Annotated in this window: 15 protein-coding genes; 4 read left to right on the top strand and 11 right to left on the bottom strand. The window is 63.6% G+C overall.

Translation table 11 applies throughout. The annotated features are described in order from the left end of the window. Window positions 1–17: 17 nt before the first annotated feature. The 7 genes from NKJ73_RS03145 to NKJ73_RS03115 form a co-directional block, all read right to left on the bottom strand. Window positions 18–1,445, bottom strand: coding sequence for a gamma-aminobutyraldehyde dehydrogenase (locus tag NKJ73_RS03145; protein WP_352568331.1), 1,428 nt, complete (start codon window positions 1,443–1,445; stop codon window positions 18–20). Window positions 1,446–1,470: 25 nt separating this feature from the next. Continuing rightward, window positions 1,471–2,286, bottom strand: a complete 816-nt coding sequence (locus tag NKJ73_RS03140) for an ABC transporter permease (protein ID WP_023676345.1) — start codon at window positions 2,284–2,286, stop codon at window positions 1,471–1,473. Further along, window positions 2,276–3,226 carry an ABC transporter permease gene (locus NKJ73_RS03135; protein WP_023676346.1) on the bottom strand — a complete coding sequence of 317 codons (951 nt, stop codon included), beginning with the start codon at window positions 3,224–3,226 and terminating at the stop codon, window positions 2,276–2,278. The genes NKJ73_RS03140 and NKJ73_RS03135 overlap by 11 nt, the downstream gene beginning before the upstream one ends. A 14-nt stretch (window positions 3,227–3,240) precedes the next feature. After that, complete coding sequence (locus tag NKJ73_RS03130) at window positions 3,241–4,236, bottom strand: ABC transporter ATP-binding protein (RefSeq protein WP_352568330.1); 996 nt, start codon at window positions 4,234–4,236, stop codon at window positions 3,241–3,243. 188 nt (window positions 4,237–4,424) lie between these two features. Next, window positions 4,425–5,579 (bottom strand): ABC transporter substrate-binding protein, encoded by a 1,155-nt coding sequence (locus tag NKJ73_RS03125; protein WP_023676348.1) that lies wholly within the window; start codon window positions 5,577–5,579, stop codon window positions 4,425–4,427. Between the two features lie 304 nt (window positions 5,580–5,883). Continuing rightward, window positions 5,884–6,810, bottom strand: coding sequence for a LysR family transcriptional regulator (locus NKJ73_RS03120; RefSeq protein ID WP_023676350.1), 927 nt, complete (start codon window positions 6,808–6,810; stop codon window positions 5,884–5,886). Window positions 6,811–6,888: 78 nt separating this feature from the next. Next, window positions 6,889–7,665, bottom strand: coding sequence for a DeoR/GlpR family DNA-binding transcription regulator (locus tag NKJ73_RS03115; protein ID WP_352568329.1), 777 nt, complete (start codon window positions 7,663–7,665; stop codon window positions 6,889–6,891). Window positions 7,666–8,100: 435 nt separating this feature from the next. On the opposite strand from NKJ73_RS03115, the gene NKJ73_RS03110 reads away from it, so the two are divergent. Together NKJ73_RS03110 and NKJ73_RS03105 are read left to right on the top strand one after the other, a co-directional pair. Next, window positions 8,101–8,985, top strand: coding sequence for a phosphotransferase family protein (locus NKJ73_RS03110; RefSeq protein ID WP_023676353.1), 885 nt, complete (start codon window positions 8,101–8,103; stop codon window positions 8,983–8,985). Beyond that, window positions 8,982–11,435 (top strand): GcvT family protein, encoded by a 2,454-nt coding sequence (locus tag NKJ73_RS03105; RefSeq protein WP_352568328.1) that lies wholly within the window; start codon window positions 8,982–8,984, stop codon window positions 11,433–11,435. Before NKJ73_RS03110 ends, NKJ73_RS03105 begins: the two co-directional genes overlap by 4 nt. Window positions 11,436–11,453: 18 nt before the next feature. On the opposite strand, the gene NKJ73_RS03100 is transcribed toward NKJ73_RS03105, so the two are convergent. Continuing rightward, window positions 11,454–12,086: a class I SAM-dependent DNA methyltransferase gene (locus NKJ73_RS03100; RefSeq protein ID WP_352568327.1), complete on the bottom strand. Its 633-nt coding sequence runs from the start codon at window positions 12,084–12,086 to the stop codon at window positions 11,454–11,456. A 103-nt stretch (window positions 12,087–12,189) separates the two neighbouring features. On the opposite strand from NKJ73_RS03100, the gene NKJ73_RS03095 reads away from it, so the two are divergent. Beyond that, window positions 12,190–13,092, top strand: coding sequence for a phosphotransferase (locus NKJ73_RS03095; protein WP_352568326.1), 903 nt, complete (start codon window positions 12,190–12,192; stop codon window positions 13,090–13,092). Here NKJ73_RS03095 and NKJ73_RS03090 read toward each other — a convergent pair. From NKJ73_RS03090 to ilvD, 3 genes are all read right to left on the bottom strand, one after another. Beyond that, a complete protein-coding gene (locus NKJ73_RS03090; RefSeq protein WP_352568324.1) occupies window positions 13,089–14,009 on the bottom strand; it encodes a DMT family transporter in 921 nt (306 codons plus the stop codon). The genes NKJ73_RS03095 and NKJ73_RS03090 overlap by 4 nt on opposite strands. A 219-nt stretch (window positions 14,010–14,228) precedes the next feature. Next, on the bottom strand, window positions 14,229–15,503 hold the full coding sequence (locus NKJ73_RS03085) for an amidohydrolase family protein (RefSeq protein WP_352568322.1): 1,275 nt from the start codon (window positions 15,501–15,503) through the stop codon (window positions 14,229–14,231). Window positions 15,504–15,733: 230 nt separating this feature from the next. Then, entirely contained in the window at window positions 15,734–17,578 is a 1,845-nt protein-coding gene (ilvD, locus tag NKJ73_RS03080; RefSeq protein WP_352568321.1) for a dihydroxy-acid dehydratase, read from the bottom strand. 288 nt (window positions 17,579–17,866) lie between these two features. On the opposite strand from ilvD, the gene NKJ73_RS03075 reads away from it, so the two are divergent. Then, the gene (locus tag NKJ73_RS03075) at window positions 17,867–18,340 is read left to right on the top strand and encodes a VOC family protein (protein WP_352568320.1); all 474 of its coding nucleotides are present in this window, start codon (window positions 17,867–17,869) and stop codon (window positions 18,338–18,340) included. Window positions 18,341–18,574 lie beyond the last annotated feature (234 nt).

Raw genomic sequence — 18,574 nt, 5'->3', positions numbered from 1 at the left:
GCGTCTCCTCGCGGGCGCTACCCGTGAGCGACCATGACGTGGCGGACGGCCGTATAGTCCTCCAGCGCGTAGAGCGACATGTCCTTGCCGTAGCCGGATTGTTTCAACCCGCCATGCGGCATCTCGTTGGTCAGCATGAAATGGGTATTGATCCAGGTGCAGCCATATTGCAGCCGGGCCGCCGTCGCCATGGCGCGCGAAACATCCTTGGTCCACACCGACGACGCCAGGCCATAGTCAGAGTCATTGGCCCAGTCCACCGCTTCGTCGACTTCGGAAAAGCGGGTGACCGAGACCACCGGACCGAACACTTCGCGGCGCACGATCTCGTCCTCCTGCAGCGCGCCGGCGACGACGGTCGGCTGGTAGAAGAAGCCGGAGCCCTCGCCCGGCTTGCCGCCCGTGGTGATCTCGATGTGCTTGAGCTCAGAGGCGCGCTCGACGAAGCTCGAGACGCGGTCGCGCTGGCGACGCGAGATCAGCGGGCCGATCTCGTTTTCGGTATCGTCAGGACGATCATACTTGATGGTCGAGACGGCAGCGGAGAGGTCGGCGACGAGCTTGTCGTAGATCTTCTTGCCAGCGTAGATGCGGCAGGCGGCGGTGCAGTCCTGGCCGGCATTGTAATAGCCGAAGGCGCGCAGGCCGTTGACCACCGCGCCGAGATCGGCGTCGTCGAAGACGATGACCGGCGCCTTGCCGCCGAGCTCGAGATGCGTGCGCTTGACCGATTTGGCGGCAGCCTGCAGCACCTTCTTGCCGGTGGCGACGTCGCCGGTGATCGAGATCATGTTGACCTTCGGGTGGTTGATCAGCGTGTTGCCGACGCTGTCGCCGCGACCGAGCACGACGTTGACGACGCCTTCCGGCAGGATCTCGGCAAGGATTTTCGCCAGCTTCAGCGCGGTCAGCGGCGTCTGTTCCGACGGCTTGAAGACGACGGTGTTGCCGCCGGCAATCGCCGGCGCCAGCTTCCAGGCCATCATCATCAGCGGATAGTTCCACGGCGCGATCGACGCGACAACGCCGATGGCGTCGCGGCGGACCATCGAGGTGTGGCCGGGAATGTATTCGCCTGCGACCTGGCCGGGCATCGAGCGGACCGCGCCGGCAAAGAAGCGGTAGCAGTCGACGATCGCCGGGATCTCGTCATTGAGCACGGCATTGATCGGCTTGCCACAGTTCAGCGCCTCGAGCGCCGCGAAATCCTGTGCAGCAGCCTCGATGCGATCGGCGATCTTCAGGAGATAGCCGGCGCGCTGCGCCGGTGTTGTGCGGGACCAGGTGACGAAGGCTTTTTCGGCAGCAAGCACGGCCGCCTCGATCTGCGCTGGGCTGGCCTCAGGCAGATTGAGGATGGTCGCCCCGGTCTTCGGGTTGAGGATCGGCTCCTCGGTCTCGGTGCCTTTTTCGAATTTCGAGCCGATCAGCATCTGCGTGTCCATGGAAGTCTCTCCCTTATGAACGAGATCATTTGCCCGAACCGGCGATCTGGTCGCCGTCGCGGGTCAGGTAATAGGCAGCGAGGATGGGGAGCAGCGTCACCAGCACTACCACCATCGCCACGACATTGGTGACCGGACGCTGGCGCGGACGGATCAATTCTTCGAGCATCCAGATCGGCACCGTCTGCTGCTGGCCGGCGGTGAAGGTGGTGACGATGACCTCGTCGAAGGACAGCGCAAAGGCAAGCATGCCGCCGGCCAGCAGCGCGGTTGCGATGTTGGGCAGCACGACATGCCGAAAGGTCTGGAAACCATCGGCGCCGAGATCCATCGACGCCTCGATCATCGAGCCGGACGTGCGGCGGAAACGGGCGACCGCATTGTTGTAGACGACGACCACGCAGAAAGTGGCGTGGCCGAGCACGATCGTCCAGAACGAGAACGGGATTTCGGCCAGCGCGAAGGCCGAGCGCAGCGCGATGCCGGTGATGATGCCGGGCAGCGCGATCGGCAGGATGACCAGCAGCGAGATGGTTTCGCGGCCGAAGAATTTTGTGCGGGACACGGCGGCTGCGCATAGCGTGCCGAGGATCAGAGCGATGGCAGTCGAGATCGCCGCGACCCGCACAGACAATGACAGCGCCTGCCAGACGTCGGGGCGGTTCCAGGTGACGGCGAACCATTGCGTGGTCAAGCCCGGCGGCGGCCAGACGAAGCTCTTCTCCTCGGTGGTGAAGGCATAGACGAAGATCAGCAGGATCGGCAGGTGCAGAAAGAGCAGGCCGCCGGTGGCAGCGAGCTTCAGGCCGATCGGCGCGGATGGGCCACGGTCAGAGCGCATCGAAAGCCCCCATGCGCTTGGCGCCCCAGAGATAGAAGCCCATGATAACGATGGGCACCACGGTAAAGGCGGCGGCGAGCGGGATGTTGCCGGCGGTGCCTTGCTGCGAATAGACGGCCTGGCCGATGAACAGCCGCGAGGTGCCGATGATCTGAGGAATGATGTAGTCGCCGAGCGTCAGCGAGAAGGTGAAGATCGAGCCGGCAACGATGCCGGGCAGCGCCAGTGGGAACAGCACGTTGCCGAAGGTCTGGCCGGGCGAGGCGCCGAGATCGGACGAAGCCTCGACCAAATTGCCCGGCACGCGCTCGAGTGCGGCCTGCACCGGCAGGATCATGAATGGCAGCCAGACATAGACGAAGACGATGAAGGTGCCGGTTGAGGAGACCGACAATGAGTTGCCGCCGACGATCGGCAGCGATAGCCAGGCATCAAGCAGCCAGAGAAGATGCAATTTGGCCAGCAGCCATGTCAGGATGCCTTCCTTGGCCAGGATCAGCTTCCAGGCATAGATCTTGACCAGGTAGCTCGACCACAGCGGCAGCATGACGCCGAGATAAAACAGCGCCTTCCAACGGCCGCGCGCATAGCGCGCCGCGTAATAGGCGATGGGAAAGGCGATGATCGCCGCAGCCAGCGTCACCAGCGCCGCCATCGTCACCGTGCGCAGGATGATGTCGAGATTGGCGGCCTGCAGCAGGTCGCCATAAGTCTTCAGCGTGAACTCGCGGTTAATGAGGCCGGAGAACTCATCGATCGAAAAGAAGCTCTGCAAAAGCAGCGCAAACAGCGAGCCGATATAGACGATGCCGAGCCAAAGAACCGGGGGTAGCAGCATCAGGAGCAGCAAGAATTGCGGCCGGCGCCAGAAGAGATCGGAGAGCCCGCCGCGTACGCCGCCACTACCCGGCAGGATGGCGGGGGCCGTGGCCCGCGGCATGGCAGCGTCCAGGCTCATCCTAGCTCGTCCATCAGATGCAAATGCTCGCGGTTGAAGGTGAGCACCACCGCCTCGCCTTCCCGGGGCAAGGCAGCACCCGCCGGCACGATGGCATGCAGCCGCAAGCCCTCTGCATCGAGCGCCAGTCTTGTCGTGGCGCCGAGATAGTTGGTCGAGACCAGGCGGGCGGCAACCCCTTCGCCGTTGGCCCGGCCAATACGGATGGATTCGGGCCGCAGGCTGCCCCAGCGATGCTGGCCGGCATAGCGCTGGACGAAATCCGGCGGCAGCACGTTGGACGAGCCGACGAAATCGGCGACGAAGCGGGTCTTGGGACGCTGGTAGATGTCTTCCGGCGTGCCGATCTGCATAATCTTGCCGTCATTGAAGACGGCGACGCGGTCGGCCATCGACAGCGCTTCGCCCTGGTCGTGGGTGACGAACACGAAGGTGATGCCGAGCGCCTTCTGCAGCGATTTCAACTCCTCCTGCATGTTTTCGCGAAGCTTGAGGTCGAGGGCGCCGAGCGGCTCGTCGAGCAACAGCACCTTGGGCTGGTTGACCAGCGCACGGGCGAGCGCGACGCGCTGGCGCTGGCCGCCGGAAAGCTGGCCAGGGCGACGGGCGCCGTAGCCGGGAAGCCGCACCAGCGCCAGCGCTTCTTCCGCCGCCTTTTGCCGCTCCGGTCTGCCGACGCCCTTGACCATCAGCCCATAGGCGACGTTGTCGAGCACGTTGAGATGCGGGAACAGCGCATAATCCTGGAACACGGTGTTGACGTTGCGGCGATAGGGCGGCACGCCCTCGGCGCGTTCGCCGAAGATCGCGATCGAGCCCGCCGTCGGCTGCTCGAAACCGGCGATGAGGCGCAGGCACGTCGTCTTGCCCGAGCCGGAAGGCCCGAGCATAGCGAAGAACTCGCCCGGCACGATGTCGAGATCGACCGCGTCGACGGCACGCACGCTGCCGAAATGGCGAGAGACGTTTTGGAAGGAAACGGCGGAGGTCATGGGGCTGTCCTGATCTGTCAGGCTCATCAAATTTCAGGCGGTAGCGCTGCCTCTCATCCGCCTGCCGGCACCTTCTCCTCGTATAGTGGACGGGGAGAAGGGAGGCGCTCCAACGCTGGCGACCCCCGTTCTTCACGGGGAGAGGGTAAGGGTGAGGGGCAGCGCCGAGCTTCGTAGGTGAGGCGAACTCACCGCCCGCCGATGACGCCGATATAGTCCGACACCCAGCGGTAATAGGGCACGCACTGGTCGTTCTGGGTGGCGCATTTCGAGACCGGCGTCTTCCAGAACTTGATCTTGTCGAAATTGTCGTACCCGTTGGTCTTGCAGCCTTCTTCGCCGAGCAGTTCGTTGCCCTTGCAGGCGGCGGGCACCACCGGCAGCGAGCCGAACCAGGCGGAGACGTCGCCCTGCACTTTTGGCGACAGCGAATGCTCCATCCACATGTAGGCGCAGTTCGGGTGGGCAGCATCGGCCTCCATCATCGTGGTATCGGCCCAGCCGGTGACGCCCTCCTCGGGGATAGTCGAGGCGACCGGCTTCTTGGCCGCGATCAGCGTGTTGACCTGGTAGGGCCAAGAACCGGAGGCGACGACGCCTTCGTTCTGGAAATCGTCGACCTGGATGGCGGCGTCGTGCCAATAGCGTCCGACCAGCGTACGCTGGACCCGCAACAGGTCGAGCGCCGCCTTGTACTGATCCTCGGTCAGTTCGTACGGATCCTTGATGCCGAGCTCCGGCTTGTGAGCCATCAGGTAATTGGCGGCGTCGGCGATGTGGATCGGCCCGTCATAGGCCTGGACGCGGCCCTTGTTCGACTTGCCGTCGGGAAGCTTCAATTCCTCGAAGACCACGTTCCAGCTCTTCGGCGCCTCCTTGAACACTTCGGTGTTGTACATCAGCACGTTCGGCCCCCACTGATAGGGGACGCCGTAATGGACTCCGCCGACGGTGAACCAGGGCGCATCCTTCAGCCGGTCGTCGACCGTCTTCCAGCTCGGGATGAGGTCGGTGTTGATCGGCTGGACGCGCTTGCCGGCGACCAGACGCAGCGAGGCATCGCCCGAGGCGGTGACCAGGTCGAAACCGCCCTCGTTCATCAGCGAGACCATCTCGTCGGAGGTGTTGGCGGTCTTGACGTTGACCTTGCAGCCGGTTTCCTTCTCGAAGGACGTGACCCAATCATAGCCCTTGTCGGTTTCGCCGCGCTCGATATAGCCCGGCCAGGCGACGATAGTGACCTCGCCTTCGCCTTTGCCGAGCTCCTTGACCTGGGCGATGGCCTGGCCGGAGAAGCTCAGCGCGACCGTCAAGGCAGTGCATGATTTCAGCAATGAATTCATCGTCGATCTCCCATTTTTGCATGACCTCGAAACCGGTTTCGGGTTTCGGAAGAAGATCATGCGCCCGTTCCAAAACGTTGGATGCGCGGCTCTGAAGGGCCGTGCTCCTCGCATCGGCCCGAAAATCGGAATCGATTTTCGGAAAGTCCGATGCGAAAACTAAAAGTCTTAGAGCGTACTATGTGCGTCCAATTGGACGCACGTCGCTCTAACGGCAGCTTTGTTCCCTGACCGAAAAGTGCTGCGAAATTTCCGGTTTCGCAAATTCATTTATCAGAAAGCCGATATCGGTTTTTCCGATATATCAGCGGCCGATCTTCTCAGGCCGTTGGCGCACCATGCGCTGCGACTGGGCAAGTCCGATGAAGTCACGAGCCGCCTGCGGCAGGCCGGAGCCGCGCCGCCAGACCATGCCGACCTGGACGACTGGTAACGACCCCGAAATATCGCGAGATTCGATGCGGTCGCCTTCCAGCGACCATGGCCGGTAGACGAGGTCGGGCAGCAGCGCCACGCCGGCGCCGGTAGCGACGAGGCTGCGCACCGCTTCGACCGAGCGGGTGCGGAAGGCGACATGCGGCTTGGCGCCGATTGCCGTCAGCAGCTTTCCGGTATTCTCCTCGATCTCGTCGACGGTCAGCATGATCAGCGGTTCCGAGGCGATGTCGCCGATGCCGATGATGTCGGCACCGGCCAAGGGATGGCCGAGCGGCAGCCATAGCCGGTAGGCCGAGACTTCGAGGATTTCGGACTGCAGTGCCGTGCGGTCGCGCAGGTTCGAGGTGACCATGACGGCAATGTCGAGCTTGCCGCCAATTAACAGGTGCTCGAGATAGTCGCCATTGTCCTCGATCGCCGAGACCTCGACACCCGGATAGGCGCGGCGGTAGCGGGCAAGAAGATCGGAAAGCACATAGCCGGCGACCAGCGAGGTGACGCCAAGTTGCAGCCGCCCGCTTGCCGCGGCCTGTTCGCCGAAGAAGGCGCGGCGCGCATCGGAAACGTCGGCCAGGATCTTTCTCGCATGGCGCAGGAACTGGTGGCCTTTGTGGGTGATGTTCAAGCCGCGCGGGTGGCGCTCGAACAGCTCGACGCCGAGATCGTGCTCCAGCTCCTTGATCGCCTCGGTGACCGAGGATTGCGAGATCGACAGGTTCTGGGCGGCGCCCGACACTGTGCCCTGCTCGGCGACGGCGATGAAGAACTGCAATTGGCGGATGGTGAAAGCCATGGCCGGACTAAACACGGCAGAGGCGGCGCTGGGAAGTGGGTGCTGGCGCAGATCTCCCGATAGAGCTCACGATAGAGCTCAGCCCTCGCTTCCGCCATCGGCAATGCTGAGCCGTGCGCCGGCCTGGGCAAGGGCGGCGGCGATGTCGTGCGGCGGCGGACGGTCGGTCGCGAGTTCGGAAAAGCCGCCGAAGCCGCAGACCTGAACAAGGCCCTGGCGGCCGAATTTGCTATGGTCGGTGACGACAAGCGAACGCTGGCCGCGCGACAGCACCATGCGGGCGAATTCGGCCTCTTCCAGATCATAGTCCATGACGCCGGTGACGGCATCGACCGCACCGGTCGATATCACTGCATGGCTGACGGAAAAGCGGCTGACGAATTCGATGGCAGAGACGCCAAAGGCAGCACCGGAATCGCTGCGCAGCTCGCCGCCGGCCATGTAGACCTTATTGCCGTTGACGGTGGCCAATGTGCGGGCGATGTCGGAGGAGTTGGTGACGACCGTCAGCCGCCGGTGGCCGAGCAGTTCCCGGGCCAGGAAAGACGTGGTGGTGCCGGTGTCGAGCATGATCGATTCGCCGTCGCGGATGGTGGCGGCGACCATGCGCGCTATTGCCCGCTTGGCATCGGCGTTCTCGCGCATGCGCCGCTCGAACGGCGCTTCGCCGGCAATCGACGGCAGGCCGACGGCGCCGTGCATCTTGAGGATGGAACCGTCGCTGGTCAGTGGCTTGACGTCGCGGCGTACTGTCTCCAGCGAGACGCCCAGCCGGTCGGCCAGGCTCGCAATGGTCACGGTGCCTTCCTCCCTGAGGAGGCGCAGGATTTCGCCATGCCGCTTCGAGTGGACCATCGGTTCCATCCGGTCGGATTGTTGCACCGCTGACCGCTTCTACGGCATAAATGCCACTAACTCCAAGGAATTTAGCAAAATTCGGGCAAAAAACCAGAAAATACCACAATTTCGCGTTGACAACGCCTCCAGCGTGGCGCGACATTATCGCTGTGACAGGCTCGGAACGGAGGACGACGGCTGAGCCGCACGAAAAATCGCTTGCCCGAACGCCCGGGAGATCGTCGGGTGCAAGGGTACCGAAATTCAGGATCCGCGGGGGCGGATGCCGGCGTCGAAGAACCCGGCACAAAGGGGCTCGTCGGTGCGGTGCGGGATACCGATCCCGAGATCTGCACCGACGAGATCTTCGCGTTGCCTCCATTCCTCCGTCCGATTGTCATCGCTGGCCAGCCGTGACATGCGTGGAAGATTGACCCAATGTTGGACGAGATCGTGACTGTCGAAGACCGCATCCGTGCGCTGCCTTGCTGGACGGGCAGCATCGACATCGCGCCGCTGCCGGGCGGGCTGAGCAATGCCAATTATCTGGTCAAGGACGCGGCCGGGCGGCACGTCGTGCGGCTCGGCCAGGACTATCCGTTCCACCATGTCTTTCGCGAGCGCGAGATGATGACGGCGCGGGCAGCGCACGCGGCAGGCTTCGCTCCGGCCGTCCACTACACTGGACCCGGCGTCATGGTGACGGAGTATCTCGGCGCCAAGGCCTATGTCGCGCAGGACGTGCGCGCCGATCTCGGCCGCGTTGCCGCGTTGCTGCGCGGTTTCCACCGGGAGATGCCCGGTCATGTCTCCGGCGCCGGCTTCATGTTCTGGGTATTCCATGTCATTCGCGACTATGCGCGCACGCTGGAGGAAGGCCGCAGCCGCAAGCTGGGCGAACTGCCGCGCCTGCTGACGCTGGCGGACGAGCTCGAGCGCGCGCAAAAGCTGCTGCCGATCGTCTTCGGCCATAATGACCTCTTGCCGGCTAACATAATCGACGACGGTCACAGGCTGTGGCTCATCGATTTCGAATATGCAGGCTTCAACACCGCGATGTTCGACCTTGCCGGCGCGGCGTCGAATGCAGGCATGAGCGACGAGGAGTCCTTCGCCTTCCTCACCGCCTATTTCATGAAGGAGCCGGACCCGGCGATACGGCGCTCGCACGCCGCCATGCAATGCGCGTCGCTGCTGCGTGAGGCGATGTGGGGCATGGTTTCCGAGCTTTACCTCGACGCGCCCGGTGTCGACTACGCCGCCTACGCCGACGAAAACCTGGCGCGGCTCGAAGCCGCCCTGGAAAACTACAGGACAAAATACGGGACGCGGACATGACCTTGCCCGCTCAGGCCGCGATCGTCGTCATCGGCGGTGGCATCATCGGCTGTTCGACGGCCTATCATCTGGCGCGCGACCACAAGGCCGAAATCGTGCTGCTCGAACAGGGCAAACTGACCTCGGGTTCGACCTGGCATGCTGCCGGGCTGGTCGGCCAGCTACGCTCGTCGGCGTCGATCACGCGCGTGCTCAAATATTCGGTCGATCTCTACAAGGGGCTGGAAGCCGAAACCGGCCTGGCCACCGGCTGGAAGATGACAGGCTGCCTGCGCCTCGCCACCAATGCCGACCGCTGGACCGAGTATAAGAGGCTGGCGACGACGGCAAAGAGCTTCGGCATGGACATGCATCTGCTGTCGCCGGCCGAGGTCAAGGAAATGTGGCCGCTGCTGGAAACCGGCGACCTCGTCGGCGCTTCCTGGCTGCCGAGCGACGGTCAGGCAAGCCCTTCCGACATCACCCAGTCGCTGGCCAAGGGCGCGCGCATGCATGGCGCAAAATTGTTCGAGGAGGTGCGGGTCACCGGCTTCGAAATGACGAACGGCCGGATCGTCAAGGTAAGGACGAACAAGGGCGATATCGCCTGCGACAAGGTGGTGAACTGCGCCGGGCAATGGGCGCGGCAGGTGGGTGCGCTGGCCGGCATCAACGTGCCGCTGCAGCCCGTGAAGCACCAATACATCATCACCGAAAGGATCGACGGCTTGGCGGGTGACGCGCCGACGATCCGCGACCCCGACCGCCGCACCTATTTCAAGGAGGAGGTCGGCGGGTTGGTGATGGGAGGCTATGAGCCGAACCCGCAGGCCTGGACGACCGATCTGCCCGGTGGTGATGTGCCGGACGATTGGGAGTTCCGGCTGTTCGACGATGATTACGATCATTTCGAGCAGCATATGGGCCAGGCGATCGAGCGTGTCCCGGCGCTCGCCAATGTCGGCGTCAAGCAGATGATCAATGGACCGGAGAGCTTCACGCCGGACGGCAATTTCATCCTCGGCGTGGCGCCGGAATGCCCGAATATGTTCGTCGGCGCCGGTTTCAACGCCTTCGGCATTGCATCCGGCGGCGGCGCCGGCTGGGTGCTGGCGCAATGGGTGGTCGACGGCGAGGCGCCGCTCGATCTGTGGGTGGTCGACATCCGCCGCTTCTCCAATCTGCACCGCGACCGGCAATGGGTCCGCGACCGCACGCTTGAAGCCTATGGCAAGCACTACACGATCGGCTTTCCGCATGAGGAATATGTCAGCGGCCGGCCGCGCATCGTTTCTCCACTCTATGAACGGCTGAAAGAACATCGCGCCGTGTTCGGCTCGAAGCTCGGCTGGGAGCGGCCGAACTGGTTCGCGCCGGAAGGGTTCGAGCCTAAAGACGTCTATTCGATGGGCCGGCAGAACTGGTTTTCGCCGGTCGGCGACGAACACCGCCACGTGCGCGAAAAGATCGGCATCTTCGACCAGTCATCCTTCGCCAAATACGAAATGACGGGCGCGGACGCGCTGAAGGCGCTGGACTGGATCTGCGCCAATGACGTCGCCAAACCGGTCGGCCGGCTGACCTACACGCAGCTCCTCAACACGCGCGGCGGCATCGCGGCCGATTTGACCGTGGCGCGGCTCGGTGAGGAGAAATTCTACATCGTCACCGGCACCGGGTTCCGCACGCATGATTTCTCCTGGATTGCCGATCATATCGGCAGGGAGTTCGACGTGACGCTGACCGACGTCACGGAGGATTTTGGCACGCTGTCGCTGATGGGGCCGCGCGCCCGCGACGTGCTGTCCGATGTGACCGACGCGGATGTGTCGAATACAGCTTTCCCGTTCGGCCATGTTCGCGAGATCGCCATTGCCGGCCACATCGTGCGGGCACTGCGCGTCACCTATGTCGGTGAGCTCGGCTGGGAATTGCATGCGCCGATCGCGGCGACGGGCGAGGTTTTCGATGCGCTGATGGCGGCGGGCGAGACCTACGACATCCGCCCGGTCGGCTACCGGGCGCTGGAATCACTGCGGCTGGAAAAAGGCTACCGCGCCTGGGGCTCCGACATCACGCCCAACGACACGCCGCAGGAGGCCGGCCTCGGCTGGGCGGTGAAGCTCAGAAAAAACACCGATTTCCTCGGCCGGCGGGCCTTGGAGAAGGTCGACGGTTCGCCGCCCAGGAAACGTTTTGCCGGCTTCACGGTCGACGATCCGGACATCGTCCTGCTCGGGCGCGAGACCATCCTGCGCAACGGCGAGGCGGTCGGTTATCTCACCAGCGGCGGCTATGGCTACACCATCGGCAAGAACATCGGCTACGGCTATGTGCGCAATGCCGATGGCGTCAACGATGATTTCCTCACTTCCGGCAACTACGAGCTGGTGGTGGCAATGGAACGGACGCCGGCTAAGATACACCTCGAGCCGCTTTACGATCCGGCAGGAGCAAAGGTGAAGGCGTAGAGCCTTCCGGTTTCAGCCTCAGTTCACGATGAGCACCAGCCCCCGGCTCGGCACGGTATCGGCCTCGCCTGGCATCGAAACATAGGGCAGCGTCTCTTCGGCGCGCGTGACGGTGGCTTGCGCCTCGAGCTCGGCGATCCGCGCGGCAAACCCGGCATCCCACAGCGTGTTCTTCACCGTCAGCACGATCACCCCACCCGGCCGGCAGATGCGGATCAGCTCGTCCAGCCCCTCGGCTCCGACATGGCCCGAAGTGAAGACGCCGGCGGAGATGATCCCGGCATAGGCATCGTCCACGAACGGCAGCGGTCCGCCAAGCGCCAGGCAGTGAAGCGCCGAATAGACGCCCTTGCGCGCCGCCTGGGCCAGCATGCCTTCCGAGATGTCGAGCGCCTCGACCTGCGGATAACCGGTGATGGCAAGCCATTCGCCGATAAGCCCGGTGCCTGCCCCGGCATCGAGGAGAGGTGCGGCGCCGCGCGGCAGATGGCGGGCCAGCAAGGCAAGGCAGATGGTGGGATGGCGATAGCCAGCCGCCGACATGTCGGCGTCATAGGTGCCTGCCCAACTGTCGTAGAGCGCCGCGACGTCTTCCGGCCGCTTCGCCGCATAGGCTGCGGCGAGTGCGCTCTGCTGATTGCTGTCCGTCATCGCTTTCCGTCGCCTGGTATCGATCCGCAACGCGATCATAGCCAAACGGCGAAAACTGTGGAACCGTCGTCGTCCCAATAACACGGGGAAAGGAGCGAAATCCATGGCGGACGACCGGGCGCGCGCCGCACTTGCGGCTATTCCGGTGCTGGCCGGCTACGAGGGGCCGCTGGAACGGCTTGGCGGCCTCACCAATCTCGTCTTCAGAGCGGGAGATTTCTGCCTGCGTATCCCCGGCAAGGGTACCGAGGAATACATCAACCGCGCCAACGAGGCAGTGGCGGCGCGGGAAGCGGCGAAGGCCGGCGTCAGTCCCGATGTGCTGCATGTCGATGCCGAGACCGGCGTGTTGGTGACCCGCTTCGTTGCCGGTGCCGAGACGATGTCACCGGAAAAGTTCAAGACTCGGCCGGGCAGTCCGGCACGCGCCGGCAAGGCCTTTCGCAAACTGCACACATCCGGCGCGGTGTTCCCCTTCCGCTTCGAGCTGTTTGCGATGATCGACGATTATCTGAAAGTGCTGTCGACCAAGGACGTCGCCCTGCCTGCCGGCTACCACGATGTGGTCCGCGAGGCGGAGGCAGTGCGCTCAGCACTTGCGGCTCAACCTCTGCCGATCGTCGCCTGCCACTGCGACCCGCTATGCGAAAACTTTCTCGATACTGGGGACAGGATGTGGATCGTCGACTGGGAATATTCCGGCATGAACGATCCGCTCTGGGATATCGGCGACCTCAGCGTCGAAGGGCAATTCGACGCCGCGCAGGACGAGGAGATGACGCTGGCCTATTTCGGCGGCGAGCCGAGACCGGCGGAGCGCGCCCGCATCGTCATTTATAAGGCGATGTGCGACCTGCTGTGGACGCTGTGGGGACTGATCCAGCTTGCCAACAAAAATCCGGCCGACGACTTTCGCGCCTATGCCGACGGCCGGTTTGCGCGCTGCAAGGCGCTGATGGAGACGCCGGAATTTTCGCGGCATCTTGCGGCGATGCGCCGGGGTTAGTTCACGCCCTTTGGCACGTTTTCGGGCGGTACCGTGTCGACCACCTTCTGGCGGTGGAAGATGAACAGGCCGGCCAGCACGACGATGGCCGAGCCGACCAGGATGCGCGGCCCAGGCACATCGCCGAAGAAGGCCAGGCCGAAGACCACTGCCCACAACAGCAGGCTGTAATGCAGCGGCGCCAAGGTCGAGGCAGGGGCAAGCTTCAACGCCCGGGTGATCATCAGGTGCGCGCCGCAGGAGACGACGCCGAGAAGCAGCATGGCGCCGAAATCGAGCGATGACGGCGTCTTCCAACTGCCTATGGTCAACGCAGCGCCGACCAGCAGCGTGCCGATGCTCTGCCAGGTGACCAGCGAAGTGTCGCTGGTGCCGCGCAGCCGCCGGTTGAGGATGATAGCGAAGGCAAATGAAATGCTGCCGGCGAGCGCGAACATCGAGGACAGCGAGAACGCGGCCGAGGATGGCTTCAGCATGATCAGCACGCCGCAGAAGCCGACCAGGATCGCCGCCCAGCGGCGCCAGCCGACCCTTTCGCCGAGCAGGAAATGCGACAGCGCCGCCACATAGATCGGCCCGGCCATGTAAAAGCTCATCACATCGGCGAGCGGCAGATAGACGACCGCCGCGTAGAACAGCGCCGTGTCGAGCGTCGTCATCACCACGCGCAGCAGCTGCAGCTCCGGCCGCTCCATGCGAAACAGCTTGGCCGCACCCTGATGTGCAATCATCGGCCCGAGTATGAAAAACGCGCCGATCGAGCGGATCAGCACGACCTGGCCGACGGAAAAACTGGCGACCAGCCACTTGCCCATCGCGTCGTTCAGCGCAAACAGGAAGTCGCCGGCGAGCATCAGCAGGATGCCGGCCAGCAGCACGTTCATGATCGTTGAGTACTGGGCTGCGGGCTGCGCCATTCCGTTACCGGTTCCTCGCCGTGGGGTACGGTGACCCGCGTCGTAGTCGCAAGCTGCGGCCATGACGAGGCGAAAATCGAGAATTCGGTAAGACCAGCGCCGGAAATCGGCTGGACTGATGCATGTCGCGCAAAAGTGTGCAGCGGTTTTGCGATAACGACACGCTTAAAAACAAGACCTTAAAGCGCGTCGCGTGGGTCCGTTCAAACGCGACGCGCTTTAAGCGTGGCGCCGGTTCACCGTGCCCGGCCTTCCGGCGATCGAAAGCCGCGTGTCCTGCCGGCTGCGCTCGGCCACCACCTTGCCCCTGGCGATGACGCAGAGACGCTCTGGGCGCAGCCGCAGCGCCTCGACTGGGTTGCCGGCATCGAGAACGACCAGGCTGGCGCGCTTGCCGACCGCCACGCCAAGGTGGTCGAGGCCCATGATGGCGGCATTGACGTTGGTGACCATGTCGAAGCAGCGCGCCATCTCGGCCGGGCTCGACATCTGCGCGACATGCAGGCCCATGAAGGCGACGTCGAGCATGTCTGCGGTGCCCAGCGAATACCAGGGGTCGAGCACGCAATCCTGGCCCCAGCCGACGCGGATGCCTTGCGCCAGCATCTCCTTGACTCGCGTCAGTCCGCGGCGCTTGGGAAAGCTGTCGTGGCGGCCCTGCAGCATGATGTTGATCAGCGGATTGGGGATCGCCGAAACGCCGGCCTCGGCAATCAGCGGCAATAGCTTCGAAACGTAGTAATTATCCATCGAATGCATCGATGTCAGGTGCGAGCCGGCCACTCTGCCCTGCAACCCGAGCCGCTGCGTCTCATAGGCAAGCTGCTCGATGTGGCGCGACAGCGGATCGTCCGTCTCGTCGCAATGCAAGTCGACCATCAGGCCGCGCTTCGCCGCGATTTCGCAGAGCTCGGTGACGGAGCGCGTGCCGTCGGCCATTGTGCGCTCGAAATGCGGAATGCCGCCGACGACATCGACGCCTATGTCGAGCGCCCGGATGGTGTTGTCGCGCGCCGTCGGCGAGCGGTAAAACCCGTCCTGCGGGAAGGCGACCAGCTGCAGGTCGATATAGGGGCCAACCGTCTTCTTCACGTCGAGCAGCGCCTCGACCGCCAGCAGGCGGTCGTCGCAAACATCGACATGGGTGCGGATGGCGAGCAGGCCCATCGACACCGCCCAGTCGCAATAGGCGAGCGCACGGTCGCGCACCGCTTCGTGGGTCAGAAGCGGCTTCAACTCGCCCCAAAGCGAGATGCCTTCGAGCAGCGTGCCCGAGACATTGATGCGCGGAATGCCGAGCGAAAGCGTGGCGTCCATATGGAAATGCGGATCGACGAAGGGCGGCGAGACCAGATTGCCATGGGCATCGATCGCCGTGCCGGCGCTGACGTTCAGCTCGGGCTCTATCGCTGCGATCGTTTCGCCGACGATGCCGATATCCGCGATCCTGCCGTCGGGCAGCGTCCCGCCGCGCACCACAAGGTCAAAATCCATCTAGCGCCACCTCGTTCAAAAAAGCCGTTTCTTTCCATGCAGCGTGCTGCCGCAAGGCGGAACCTTCAGGCGCGCCCCTTCCCTTCTCCCTTGTGGGAGAAGGTAGCCGCGAAGCGGCCGGATGAGGGGTGTTCCAGCTTGGCGCCGACGACACTCCGTCCAGCACCCCTCAACCGTCTTGGCGCTGCGCGCCAATCCACCTTCTCCCACAAGGGGAGAAGGAAAAGCCTCTATTCCGGCACGTACCGCACCGCCCCCTTGGCGGCACTTGTCGCCATCGCCGCATAGGCGCGCAAGGCCGTCGTCACCTTGCGCTTGCGCTTTTCTTCGGGCTTCCAGGCAGCCGTTGCCCTGGCCTCCATCGCGGCGCGACGGGCGATGAGTTCGGCGTCGTCGACAGCAAGCCTGATGGTGCGGTTGGGGATATCGATCTCGATCGTGTCGCCTTCCCTGACCAGCCCGATCAGACCGCCTTCCGCGGCTTCCGGCGAGACATGGCCGATCGACAGGCCGGAGGTGCCGCCGGAAAAACGACCGTCGGTGATCAGTGCGCAGGCTTTGCCGAGGCCTTTCGACTTCAAATAGCTGGTCGGGTAGAGCATTTCCTGCATTCCGGGTCCGCCGCGTGGCCCTTCATAGCGGATGACGACGACATCGCCGGCCTTGATCTCGTTCGACAGGATCGCCTTGACGCTGGCGTCCTGGCTTTCGAACACTCTTGCCGGACCGGTGAATTTCAGGATCGATTCATCGACGCCCGCCGTCTTCACGATGCAGCCATCGAGTGCCAGATTGCCTTTCAGCACGGCAAGGCCGCCATCCCTGGAGAAAGGATGTTCGGCCGAGCGGATGACGCCCTTCTCGCGGTCGAGATCGAGATCGTCCCAGCGGCGGTCCTGGCTGAACGCGACTTGCGTCGGCACGCCGCCGGGTGCCGCCAGGAAGAAATCGCGGACATTCTGGCTGGTGGTGCGCGAAATATCCCAATGATCGAGCGCTTCGCCAAGGCTTGCGGTGTGCACCGTCGGCAGGTCGCGGTTGATCAGCCCGGCGCTATCCAACTGGCCGAGGATGGCCATGATGCCGCCGGCGCGGTGGACATCCTCCATATGGACGTCTGCCTTGGCCGGGGCCACCTTGCACAGCACTGGCACCCGCCGCGACAGCCGGTCGATGTCCTCCATGGTGAAGTCGACCTCGCCCTCATGTGCCGCAGCAAGGATGTGCAGCACGGTGTTGGTCGAACCGCCCATGGCAATGTCGAGTGTCATGGAGTTCTCGAAGGCGCCCTTCGAGGCGATGCTGCGCGGCAGCGCGGTGTCGTCGTCCTGCTCGTAATAGCGCTGGGCAAGATCGACGATCAGGTGGCCGGCCTCGACGAACAGGCGCTTGCGGTCGGCATGCGTCGCTAGCGTCGAACCATTGCCGGGCAAGGACAGGCCGAGCGCCTCGGTCAGGCAGTTCATCGAATTGGCGGTGAACATGCCGGAGCAGGAACCGCAGGTCGGACAGGCCGAGCGTTCGATGGTCCTGACGTCCTCGTCGGACACCTTGTCGTCGGCGGCCGCGACCATGGCGTCGACCAGATCAAGCGCCTGGCTCTTGCCGGCGAGCACCACCTTGCCGGCCTCCATCGGCCCGCCGGAGACGAAGACGGTCGGGATGTTGAGGCGCAGCGACGCCATCAGCATGCCGGGCGTGATCTTGTCGCAATTCGAGATGCAGACCATCGCGTCGGCGCAGTGCGCGTTGACCATGTATTCGACCGAGTCGGCGATCAATTCGCGTGACGGCAGCGAATAGAGCATGCCGTCATGGCCCATGGCGATGCCGTCATCGACGGCAATGGTGTTGAACTCCTTGGCGACGCCGCCGGCTTTTTCGATCTCGCGGGCAACCAGCTGGCCGAGATCCTTCAAATGGACATGGCCCGGCACGAATTGGGTGAAGGAATTGACCACGGCAATGATCGGCTTGCCGAAATCCGAATCCTTCATGCCGGTAGCGCGCCACAGGCCGCGGGCGCCGGCCATGTTGCGGCCATGGGTGGTGGTGCGGGAACGGTAGGCGGGCATTGAACTGTCCTTGCTGTCTGCGTCGCGCCCAAAGGTGCGGAAAACCGGAATTGAGCCGCAGGCCTTATAGACGGCACACTCTGGTCTGGCCACAATTTTGCGCTGCGCCAGGGTGCGGAACGAGCGGCCAGCCAAAGACGCAGCCGGTCCAGGCCGTAAAAAAGTCAGAAGTGCTGTCGGATCGTGTTTTGCTCGAGCGTCCTTGAGCAGACGGCGGGACCGGGCATCAATTGCCAGCCGGCCGTTTTGCGAGTGAAACAAGCCAAAACCAGCCCGAGGAGCAAGAGAATGCAAAAGATCACCCCCTGCCTGTGGTTCGACGACCAGGCCGAGGAGGCCATGAACCATTACATCTCCATCTTCAAGAATTCGAAGGTGCTGAGCGTGATGCGCTGGCCCAAGGGCAGCGGCGATAATGAGGGCAAGGTGCTGATGGTCTCATTCGAGCTCGACGGCGTTCAGTTCCAGGCGCTCAACGGCGGCCCGCAATTCAAGTTCACCCAGGCAGTCTCGCTCTCCATCGACTGCAAGACGCAGGAAGAGGTCGACTATTTCTGGGACAGGCTCATCGCGGGCGGTGGCCAGCCCAGCCAGTGCAGCTGGCTGAAGGACAAATTCGGCCTTTCCTGGCAGGTCGTTCCCGAGCAGTTGCCGAAGCTGCTGCTGGACCCCGACACGGAAAAGGCCGGCCGCGTGATGCAGGCGATGATGCAGATGACCAAGATCGACATCGCCAAGATCGAAGAGGCAGCGAAAGGGTGAACGAACGCGATCTTTCCTTCTCCCCCTGTGGGAGAAGGTGGATCGGCGCGAAGCGCCGAGACGGTTGAGGGGTGCTGGACGGAATGAGACGTTGGTGTTTCCTGGAACACCCCTCATCCGTCGCCTTCGGCGACACCTTCTCCCACAAAGAGGGCTTTGCACGGGAAGCGAAATCCTGGTTGGTGAGTTAATGGGGCTTTTTTGAAGGCCGGGAAAGCAGTTTTCGACGGCTTG

Source organism: Mesorhizobium sp. M0074 (assembly GCF_040322975.1).
In the GTDB taxonomy this organism is placed as follows: domain Bacteria; phylum Pseudomonadota; class Alphaproteobacteria; order Rhizobiales; family Rhizobiaceae; genus Mesorhizobium.
Note: the sequence above shows the minus strand (reverse complement) of the source record. Positions and strands in the feature narration are given on the sequence as shown.